The following is a 12,575-nucleotide window of genomic DNA, read 5'->3' as shown; positions in this document are numbered from 1 at the left end:
ATTATGTTATATTATCCGTTATATAAAAAATTAAATAAAAAATATTGTTATCTATAAATTAGATTTTGATATTTAAAATATTCTTACGAGGTTCCTATGAAGTATTTATTATTATTCTTACTCTTTTTCTCTTCAGTGTTCGCAAGTATTGGTAAGGTATCTGCTGTAGTAGGAGATGCAAAAATTGAGCGTGGAAACAAAAATATTGTAGTTAAAATTGGTATTCCATTATTTGAAAAAGACATTATTCGTACTAAAAAAAATGCTAAAGTACAATTAATATTTAAAGATAATACAATTGTTACTATTGGTAAAAACTCTGCATTAGATATTAATACTTACTTATATGACAAAAAAAATCCTAAAAATTCAAAAACAGATCTTAACTTTTTTAAGGGTGCTTTTAAAACAATCACCGGAAAAATAGGAAAAATTAATAGAGAAAAATTTAAACTAAGAACAAAAAGTGCATCTATTGGAATTAGAGGTACTATTATTTTAGGAAATCAAAGTGTTATTGCTTGTACACAAGGTGGAATTAGTGTTGAATCTGCTGGAATCACTGTAGAAGTTGATGCAAATGAATTAACAAAAGTAGAAGAAAATAAAGCTCCTTCAAAAGCTGAAAATATTACTAATAATGATTTAAATAGTTTAGAAGAATCTTTGGAACCCTTAGATGAAGCATCTTCTGAGAACAGTAATACTGAGGAAGAAGAGTCTTCTTCATCTGATGAAGGTGAAACTAATGAAAATTCATCAAGTGATGATGAATCAGAAAATAGTGAAGAATCTACTGAAACTGAAAACTCAGAATCAACAGAAAATAGCGAAAATAGTGAAACTCAAAATGACAATTCAGATAACAGTGATACTCCTGATGATGAAAATAGCATTTCTTCAAATACTTTAAAAACAGAAGAAGCTCTAAATACAGATGTTGAGTCAACAGAGGAAGAAGCTGCAAAAATTGCAGCGCAAAAACAAGCAGAAGAACAAGCTGTATTTGTTAAAAAAACAGAAGAAGTAAAAACAGCGACAGCTACTATTAATACAATTAAAACAGAAATTACACAAACACAAACACAAACACAAGAAACATTGAAGGACTTACCAAGTACAGAATCTGTAACTACATTTCAATCTAATGCAACACAAACTTTGGAAACAGCAAATACAGAGGTTACTACAGCCGTAAATAATCTAAAGGATGATTTAGGTTTATCTGAATCTTCAAGTCAATCTACACAATCTTTCTTTTCTTTTAGTTTTTTCTCTGCAAGTTCTGTTCAAACATTATCTACTACTTCAAGTCAAAATGAAGTAGAAAAAACAGCTTATGAAAAAGCTGAAGAACTTAAAAATGATGCACAAATAAAGTTTAACGATATTAATTCATTCAGAAATTCACAAGATGTAAATGCGAATAATGAAGCTTTATCTTCTGCAAAAATAAAAGTTGATTTAGCAAAAGAGTTATTAGATAAAAGTGAAATACAATTAGACTTGGCAAAACAAGCTTTAATTGATGCAAATAGTGCAGGTATTAACAGTAACTTTATTTCTAATATTCAAACAAATGTAGATGAAGCTCAGGCTGCATATGATAGTGTAAATGACGCTTATACAATAGCTAATAATTTGTACGAAAATAAAATAAAGGCATTGGATGATATTGAGACTAGTTATAGTAATGCTTTAAAAGGTTTAAATCAAGCAAAATTAAATTTTGAAATTGTAAAAATAAAAGACTCTTTAGAGATTATTAAAAGTTCACAAAAAAATGTAATTACTTATAAAGATGAAGTATCAACTTCTAATAATAAAATTACAAGTGACATTAATATTTTAAGTTCTCAAAGTCAAACAAGTTCATTAAAAACAAGTACTGCAAGTGCAAAAGATACAACAAATAGCTCAATAATTACTGCTGTATTACAATTACAAAGTTCAACTGATAATAAAATTACAGATGATGCTTTGGCAAATATTATAAGTTTATTTAATCAAACATCAGGAAATACGGATTTATTAAATGAATCAACAGTATTAAAAAGTGATATTGTAACAAGTGATAATTTAGCTGCATTAACTAGTGCAAAAACAGAGCTTGATAAAGCAACAATTGCATTAGATAATAGTAAATCAGAATATGAAAAAGCTTTAGATAATAAAACATCTTTAGAAACAGCTCTTGCTTTAGCAAAAACACTAGAATCAAATAGTGAGATTTCTGAGTTAGAAACTAAATTAACACAAGAAGTTACTGATAATTATAATTTAGCTAATGATGCATATACTCAAGCCAAAACAGCACATGCAAGTGCCCAAGCATTATACAATGATAAAAATAATGCATACAATGAAGCAAATGAGAGTTATACAAATGCACAAGAAGCAGTTAATGATGCTTTAGTATTAGGAAAACTAAAAGATTTATTAGTAAAAGTAGATGAATCAAGTGATAGTAAAACTAATGCAAGTACAAATAAAGATACAGTATTAAGCTCAAAAACAAGTATAGAAAATGGAATTAATAGTTTAATTTCACAAAGCCAAACAAGCACATTAAAAACAAATACAGATAATGCAAAAACTACAACGGATAGTTCAATAAATACAGCAGTATCACAATTACAAAGTTCAACAACAAATGTTATAACAGATGATGCTTTGGCAAATATAATAAATTTATTTAATCAAACATCTGGAAATACAGATTTATTAAACCAATCAACAACATTAAAAAATAGTGCAGTAACAAGTGAGAATTTAAATGCATTAACTAGTGCAAAAACAGCATTAGCTAGTGCAAGTGCAGCTTTACAAAATACACAGACACAATATCAAAATGCTCAAAATGCATATACAGAAATTCAAGGTTTATTTAAAACCAATGGTACATACTCAGGAACAATATCAGAAGACTTAAAAACATCATTGTTAAGTAAAGCGCTAAGTGATTTAAATAGCGCACAAAGTGCACATGTAGAAGCACAAACGGCACATGCAAGTGCTGAAGCATTATATAATGATAAGAATAACGCATACAATGAAGCAAATGAGAGTTATACAAATGCACAAGAAGCAGTAAATGATGCATTGGTATTAGGGAAACTAAAAGATTTATTAGTAAAAGTAGATGAATCAAGTGATAGTAAAACAAATGCAAGTACAAATAAAGATACAGTATTAAACTCAAAAACAAGTATAGAAAATGGAATTAATAGTTTAATTTCACAAAGCCAAACAAGCACATTAAAAACAAATACAGATAATGCAAAAACTACAACAGATAGTTCAATAAATACAGCAGTATCACAATTACAAAGTTCAACAACAAATGTTATAACAGATGATGCTTTGGCAAATATAATAAATTTATTTAATCAAACATCTGGAAATACAGATTTATTAAATGAATCAACAGCATTAAAAAGTGATGTAGTAACAAGTGAGAATTTAAATGCATTAAATAGTGCAAAAACAGTATTAGATAGTGCAAATGTAGCAGTACAAAATACACAAATACAATATCAAAATGCTCAAAATGCATATACAGAAATTCAAGGTTTATTTGAAAGTAATGGTACATATAATGGCTCAATATCAGAAGAGTTAAAAACATCATTACTAAGTAAAGCGCTAAGTGATTTAAATAGCGCACAAAGTGCACATTCTGAAGCACAAAGTGCATATACAAGTGCCCAAGCATTATATAATGATAAACAAAACGCATACGATGACGCAAATGAGAGTTATGCAAATGCTCAAGAAGCAGTTAATGATGCTTTAGTATTAGGGAAACTAAAAGATTTATTAGTAAAAGTAGATGAATCAAGTGATAGTAAAACAAATGCAAGTACAAATAAAGATACAGTATTAAGCTCAAAAACAAGTATAGAAAATGGAATTAATAGTTTAATTTCACAAAGCCAAACAAGCACATTAAAAACAAATACAGATAATGCAAAAACTACAACGGATAGTTCAATAAATACAGCAGTATCACAATTACAAAGTTCAACAACAAATGTTATAACAGATGATGCTTTGGCAAATATAATAAATTTATTTAATCAAACATCTGGAAATACAGATTTATTAAACCAATCAACAACATTAAAAAATAGTGCAGTAACAAGTGAGAATTTAAATGCATTAAATAGTGCAAATGAAGCATTATCTAGTGCAAGTGCAGCTTTAGAAAATACACAGACACAATATCAAAATGCTCAAAATGCATATACAGAAATTCAAGATTTATTTGAAAGTAATGGTACATATAATGGCTCAATATCAGAAGAGTTAAAAACATCATTGTTAAGTAAAGCACTAAGTGATTTAAATAGCGCGCAAAGTGCACATTCTGAAGCACAAAGTGCATATACATCAGCCCAAGCATTATATGAAGATAAGAAAAATGCATACGATGAAGCAAATGAGAGTTATACAAATGCTCAAGAAGCAGTTAATGATGCTTTAGTATTAGGAAAACTAAAAGATTTATTAGTAAAAGTAGATGAATCAAGTGATAGTAAAACTAATGCAAGTACAAATAAAGATATAGTATTAAGCTCAAAAACAAGTATAGAAAATGGAATTAATAGTTTAATTTCACAAAGTCAAACAAGCACTTTAAAAACAAATACAGATAATGCAAAAACTACAACAGATAGTTCAATAAATACAGCAGTATCACAATTACAAAGTTCAACAACAAATGTTATAACAGATGATGCTTTGGCAAATATAATAAATTTATTTAATCAAACATCTGGAAATACAGATTTATTAAACCAATCAACAACATTAAAAAATAGTGCAGTAACAAGTGAGAATTTAAATGCATTAAATAGTGCAAATGAAGCATTATCTAGTGCAAGTGCAGCTTTAGAAAATACACAGACACAATATCAAAATGCTCAAAATGCATATACAGAAATTCAAGATTTATTTGAAAGTAATGGTACATATAATGGCTCAATATCAGAAGAGTTAAAAACATCATTGTTAAGTAAAGCACTAAGTGATTTAAATAGCGCGCAAAGTGCACATTCTGAAGCACAAAGTGCATATACATCAGCCCAAGCATTATATGAAGATAAGAAAAATGCATATGATGAAGCAAATGAGAGTTATACAAATGCTCAAGAAGCTGTAAATGATGCTTTAGTATTAGGGAAGTTATTAGACTTAATTAAATTCATGGATTTAGCAAGTGATAATAAATCTACTGCTGTTTCAGAAAAAACTAATACACTTACTTTTCAAAGTCAAATAAATACAATTATTAATACTTTACCTACTGATGAGGACTTAATAAATAAAGACATTAATACTGAAACTAAATTAGAAAATACAAATACTGCAATTAATTCTGCTATTGCGGCTTTAGTAGGTGCAACGGAAACTTCAAGTGTTGCCCCAAGTGAATTGTCTTCTTTAAGTACTTCTGCTTCTTCAACTTTATCTAATAATGAAACTTTATTAGCAAGTGCAGAAAGTTTTAAAAATAGTGTTGATAATGAATATAAAAACTCATTAGATAGTGCAACAGTTAAATTAAATAGCGCTAAAACACATAGAGATAATTCAAAACAAGCTTTAGATATTGCAAAACAAGCTTTAGTTGACTTTAATGCTTCTTTTTCTACTAATGAAGATAATTTTGATTCACAAGTTTCTGATACTTTAAAGAATTCACTTATTTCAAAATTAAATAGTGATATTTCTCAAGCTCAAAGTGCTTTTGATGAAGCAAATACTGCTTATAATCTTGTTGAAAATGAGATAAGTACTAAAAGAGAAGATTTAAATATCTCAGCTAATAACTCTTTAGAGCAAGCTCAAGTGGCAGTATCATTAGCACAAGATTTAGGAAAACTTTCTGATATGTTAGGATATATTGATACTGCAAATAAGGGAAATGCAAATGCTACAGTATCTAAAACAGATGCTATTAATGCTAAAAATATTGTATTATCGAAAATCAGTACGCTACCAAGTTCTACTGAAATTCAGGCAGAAGAAAATGTTGCTAGTTCGGCATTAACAACAACAAGAACATCTTTAACAAGTGCTATTAATGCTATAAATACAGCTTCAAATTCTGAATCAGTAAATGCTGATGATGTTGGAAATGTTAGTATGAGTGCAAATAATTTAAAATCAAGTAATACAGCAGTTTTAGCCAATGCACAAACTTTTAAAACAAAAGTAACTGAAGGGGAATATAAAACTACTTTAGATGAAACTGCAGTAAAAGTTGCAGTAGCTTTAAGTGCTAAGCAATCAGCAGAAACAGCAAAAAATAGTGCTCACTTGGCAATGACAAATATGAATAATATTCTTGCTTTATTTACTTCAGATGAATCAGAAGAATCAGGTGAATCTGAAATCTCAGATATTGTAATTATTTCTAATGGAGAAAACTCTCCTCCTCCAAATGAATCTGAAAGTGAAGATGGAACTCTTAGTACTTCTAGTACTTCGATTGTTCTTACAGCAGAGTTAATTGAAATATTACAAGGGAAGTTACAATCTGAATATGATAGTGCCAAGGAAGCCTATGATGATGCAGAAGAAGCTTATGATTTAGCAAAATCAGATTACGATAATAAAAATGCATCATTAAATAATGCTGCGACAAGTAGTGTCTCAGATGCACAAACTGCTGTTAATGAGACTAATTTATTAGAAGATTTATCAGATTTATTAACTTCATTAGAGAATACAAAAGAAGCAAAAATTAATGTTTTAATTGAAAAAGATAAACTAGTAGATGCAAAAGCTCAAACAGTAAGTGCTAATACTAATGCTACTAATGCTAATACTAATATTCTTGCATTCAAATCAGATGCTGCTGATGCAAAAACTGCTTCTCTTACTGCTTCAAGTGATAGTACAGCCGCTTCTTTAATTGCAAATAATGTAGAAACTGAAAATGTACAAATCGCATTTTCTGCAAAAATAGCAGTTGATAAAGTTGATTTAGCTAAAAATAAAGCAGATCATGCAAGTGCAGCAGCTGCTAATGCTAGTACTCAATATAATAACTTAGTTGCTTTTACCAATACAATGAATAATGAGTTATCTAAGTCTTTAACGGCAAAGGACAAAGCATATACTGATTATCATACAGCACTCGCACAATTAGCAATAACAAAAGCAAAAAAAATAGAAATTGATGCTGTTTCTAATACTCTTGCTTCACAAGCAGCAGTAAATGCTGTAAATAAAGCTCAAGCTTTATATGATTTAGCATTACAATCATATAATGATGCAAATCAATTATATACAGAAACAAAACAAATTGTTGCTGATTTAAATATTACTACTTACTTAGCTAATGCAGAAACTAAAAAGAATAAAGCTAGTAGTGATGCTGCCGAAGCTCAAACAGCTTATAATACTGCTCTTCTTGAAGCTGTAAAAGCTAGAAATTCTTCGACACAAGCAAGCCTTAGAGTAAAAAATATCATGTTAGCATTAAATACTAAGCAAGTTGCTTCTGATACAACGGAAAGTAATTTAGGTCTTGATAATAAACTATTTGAATTATCTGGTGTAAAAACAAATGAAACTCTAATCCCAACTGCAATTGGTGCTTATCTTGGTCATACTCAAATTGGTGTATTTAAAGAAGATATTAATAGTGTAAATCCTTTATATTTAGTACAGGCTGATAATTTACAAGAATATTTTGTAGGATATAGTGATTCAAGTAATAGTGATAAAACACTTTTTACATATGGAGTTGATACTAATAATAATTTTGACGCAAGTAAAATAAATGTTTATAAGAATTTTAAAACATTAAAAGTTAATACTGATGGTACAAAAGTTTTAAGTAATGATAATACTTTAGCTTATTATAACCCTGTTACTAAATCATTTACAACTTTTTCAAAAGATGTATTTAAAGATGGTGCAAAGAATTTTACAGCAGGTGATGCGGAAATATTTAATACTCAAGAAAATACATTTAATTTTAATTCAAATGGATTTACAGTATCAAGTGTTGATATTACAGAATCTACTGGTAGTAGTAAATTTTTAGGAAGCGTTGAACAAGGTTTAACTCAAACATCTCAAAATAATGCTATTACGAATACTTCAGTTGATGGTCAAACTGCATCAGTATCTACAAAAATATCTGATGACATGTCTGCATCATTTTTGGATTCTCAAATGGATGTTGAACCCTTAGAAGCATCGAGATCAATGAGTGGTAGCGTTGTATTATTAACAAATTCAGGTACTGCAGGAACAACTCGTCATGAAAATATTGAAATGACTATTTCAAATAATTCTAAAAATGAAGTACATATAATTGCTGATGCTAAATATGAAAATGGTAATACAATTAAAAGATATGGTGGTTATGTTAATGATCAAAAAGCATATTACATTAATAGTGATATTTTTGGTGTAAAAGTAGAAGAACCTACACCTTCTGAAAAAGGTTTTTTAATCGCTGTTCCTGATGGTGGATATAATCAAGCTAATGAGTTTGTAATGTATGATGAGAATGATAATCCATTAACTTCTAATGATGATAGTTCGTGGGGATATTGGAGTGGAACAAATTCATTTAATGATGGGAATGGTATCGTTTCTATTAATCCATTAGCTACGTGGGTTGCTGGGGTTAAAACATCAAGTACTTATATGGATGCCTTATTTAATGGAGCAAATCAGAATTTAGAGTTTAATGGAAAAGTTCTTGGAACTATTGGTTATCAAGATTCAATTTTAATGGATAGCACTAATAAGGTTCGAATTAATTTTGATATTGGTGGTGGTTCTAAGAACATGACTGGAAATATGCAGTTTAAATCAGCTACTTCAAATTTATATAATGTTGACTTAGCTGTAAATAGTGATAGTATTTCAAACTCATCTTTTACAGGTGGTTTTAAACCAGCTAATAATCCAGATGCTACTACAAGTGGATATATAAAAGGTGAATATTATGGTGGAAGTACACTAAAAAGTATTGGTGGAACTTTTCAAGTTGATCAACATGGTGCAACTGCAAATGGAGTATTTAAGGCAACAAAAAAATGATAAAAAAAATTTATTTACCAATATTAACAGCAAGTCTATTACTTTCAAACCCTTTATTAGCTCAGTCACAAAAAAGTAAAATTGCTTTAAGTAATTCTGTAAAAGAAGAGTATACTCAGGCTCTTTCATATTTTAAAGCAAAAGAGTACCAAAAATCTTATGATGCTTTTGATGCTTTATTTCAAGATAATTTAGATCATGTATTAATCAATTATTATTTAGGAAGAAGTGCTTTTGAATTAGGACAATATGAATTTGCAATTAGTGCTTATGATAGAATACTTATTCAAGATTCAAGTAATAATAGAGTTAGATTAGAATTAGCTCAAAGTTATTTACAAATGGGGTTATGGGCACAAGCTCTTGAAGAGTTCAATACTGTATCTCAAGGGAAACTACCTGTACATATTAGACAAAGAGTTGAAAAAACAATTGCTCTATTAAAAAATAAGCAGAAAAAATCACAATTCTCAACTTATGCAATGGCTTCATTAATATATGATTCAAATATTAATAATGCTGCAATTATTGGCAACTTTGATATATATAGTCCAGATTTAAGAAGAGATCTTACTGTTTCAAGTGCTGATAGTGAAGAATCTACAATGATATACCAAACTGTTCTTAACTTCAATTATAAATACAAACTTGAAGATGATATTATCTGGGATAATAATGCTTCTTTTATGAATATGGTTTATGATGATTATAAAGATAAAAATATTCAAGTATATTCTTTCTCTTCTAGACCTACTTTTTATAATAAAAAAAATAAATCAAGCATAGGGTTATTAGTTGATAGAGTATTCTTAGGTAGTAAACCTTATCAATTAAACTACTATATTAATCCAGACTATACAGAAAGTATTACTGAAAACTTATTAAATACTATGTCTTTAAAACTTGGAAGAATCAATTATCGAGATAATTCAACAAAAGACGCAAAAGTTTTTGAGTATTCAAATATTTTAAAATACCTATCTGATGATTATGGTTTATTTACATTTGGATTTACTTCTGGTAAAGAAATAGAAGTAATGTCTGAGAGAACAGATATTACATATAATTATTACAATATATATTTAGGTAATTCAACAGAAGTTTTTACTAACTATACTTTACTTACATCTTTTAATTATAAGGGTTCAAACTATAGGGATATTGATGTAAACTTTCAAAGTACAAGACAAGATAGAAAAAAAGATTTTTCAGTATCTTTGGAGAAACAAATCTCTAATAATGTAGTATTAAATGTGGGATCTACTATAACTGAAAGAAAATCAAATCATGAATCTTCGAACTTTGATAAGTACGTTATAAAAGCAGGGATGTTTGTGAGTTTCTAACCTTTGGTTTGATGCTCATAAACACCATTAAAATCAATAGGTGGGTTTTGAATATAATATTCACATCTTTCTATATAAATACTATTAATTCTTTTATTTGATCTCTTTTCATTCTCTTCACCTATTTTAAAAAGTTCTAATGCTTCTACAAAATCTGAATTTTTATATAAGGAAATTGCTTTATTATATATTTCTAGTTCTTCTTTTATTTCAGAGCTTAATTCTCCTTGAGAAATAACTTGCCAAATTTCAATAGCTTCTTTTTTCCCTTTTACTGTTACTAAGTCAAGAAATCTGAAATTATACTCTTCTTCTAGTTTTTCTTTTGTAAAATTTGATATATTTAGTTTTGAATTATAATATTTACATAAAGACTCTAATCTAGCTCCTAGGTTAATTGCATCTCCAATTACTGTATAATCACTTCTTCCCGTACTTCCCATTTCACCTACAACAGCAGGTCCAGTATTAAGACCAATTCCTATATCAATTAGAGGTTTTTTATTTTTACTTAGGTAATCATTTAATTCAATAAGGTGTCCAATTTGTTCTAGTGAAGCTTTTACTGCTTTATCCGCATGATTTTGTACATCAGCAGGAGCATTCCAATATGCCATAATTGCATCACCAATATATTTATCAATAGTACCTTCATATTTTGTAATAATATTACTCATAGGTTCCATATATTCATTTAGATATTCAATTAAATCTTTTGCAGTTGCCATCTGTTCTGAAATATTAGTAAAACCTCTAACATCACTGAAGAAAACTGTAACTTCTTTTTCCATGGCTTGAAAGTCATTATTATCAATATTTTTTAATAAGTTATTCATAACTTCTGGTGAAACTTTTGCGGCAAACTTTTTCTTAATGGCTTCTTCTTGTTTTATTTCATAAAAGAAATCTAATAAGGTAGCAATAATAGTACATAATAATATGGTTAGAAGAGGGAATATTATATTAATAATAATTCCTAAATCAAATAAACACCAATAAGCTGTAATCATTAATATTGCAAAAAATACCAGTGAAATCACTGGATTCATCCAAAAAGGAGTATATTTAATCAAAAATACTATTAAAAAAGAAAGAATATAAATTGCATACTCTTCAAAGATATCTAAAAATACATCTCTAGATATAAAATCCCCTTGAATAATATTATCAATCACATTTGCATGTACTTCAACTCCTGGATACACAGAATCAAAGGAAATAGCTCTTAAATCTAGTAAGCCAATAGCAGAGGTACCAATTAGTACAATTTTGTCTTGTAGCTTCTCTATAGGTATTTCATTATTATATATGTCTAAAGCAGAATAATATTCGAATGTTTTACTTCCACCTCTGAAGTTAACCATAATTCTTCCATGTCTATCTGTTGGAATTGTAATGTCATTTAGAATAATATTTTGAATACCATCTTCTTCATTTGCATCAACATAAATAGATTCTGTTTGAGTAATTAGTCGCATAATCTCTAAAGATAAAGAAGTATATGTATCTTTATTATAAGAGATAATCAAAGGTACACTTCTAATAATTCCTGAGTTATCTGGAATATTGTTGAAGAAACCACTAGAGTATCCATTCTCTTGTATTTGTGGAGTATTTAGAATTGTTCCATAAGCATTAATTGAAAAGTCATTAAACTTTCCACTAATAGAACCTGGGATATTTGGCTCTGTTTTAGCAATATGAGGTTTATCTTCAAGCTCAAATACATATCCTAAAATAGTGGGAGTATTAGCAACTGTATTTGCAAATATTTCATCATAATTAGGAATGTTCTCTCTTTCAATATTGTATTTTTTCAAAATAGAGTGGGGTGAACTATTATCTTCTTCTGCAAAAACAATATCGAATCCAATGATTGCAACACCAGAGTTTGTAAGATTTTCAAGTACCTTAGCTACTTTGTCTCTACTCCAAGGCCACTGTCCCAAAGATTTTATTGATTTTTCATCAATATCGACGATAATAACACTATCACTAGTTGGAATCTCACCTCTAATTTGAAATAAGTAATCTCTTAGTCTATTATCAAATGAGTCAAGTAAGGGAGAAGGGTTTCTATATAAAGTAGATAAAAATATGGCAACACCTAGTGTTGCCATTATATAAATAAGTAGTTTTTTTAGTTTCTTACTCATT

At 28.5% G+C, this 12,575-nt stretch carries 3 protein-coding genes; 2 read left to right on the top strand and 1 reads right to left on the bottom strand.

Features of this window, described 5'->3' with window-relative positions:
• The first annotated feature begins 96 nt into the window (after positions 1-96).
• Entirely contained in the window at positions 97-9,072 is an 8,976-nt protein-coding gene (locus tag ALEK_RS11655; RefSeq protein WP_173424141.1) for a FecR family protein, read from the top strand.
• On the top strand, positions 9,069-10,418 hold the full coding sequence (locus tag ALEK_RS11650) for a surface lipoprotein assembly modifier (RefSeq protein WP_071628154.1): 1,350 nt from the start codon (positions 9,069-9,071) through the stop codon (positions 10,416-10,418). Before ALEK_RS11655 ends, ALEK_RS11650 begins: the two co-directional genes overlap by 4 nt.
• Here the strand turns inward: ALEK_RS11650 and ALEK_RS11645 are convergent.
• Complete coding sequence (locus ALEK_RS11645) at positions 10,415-12,574, bottom strand: CHASE2 domain-containing protein (RefSeq protein ID WP_071628155.1); 2,160 nt, start codon at positions 12,572-12,574, stop codon at positions 10,415-10,417. The genes ALEK_RS11650 and ALEK_RS11645 overlap by 4 nt on opposite strands.
• Between the last annotated feature and the right edge of the window lies 1 nt (position 12,575).

Source organism: Poseidonibacter lekithochrous, from assembly GCF_013283835.1.
Taxonomy (GTDB): Bacteria; Campylobacterota; Campylobacteria; order Campylobacterales; family Arcobacteraceae; genus Poseidonibacter; species Poseidonibacter lekithochrous.
Note: the sequence above shows the minus strand (reverse complement) of the source record. Positions and strands in the feature narration are given on the sequence as shown.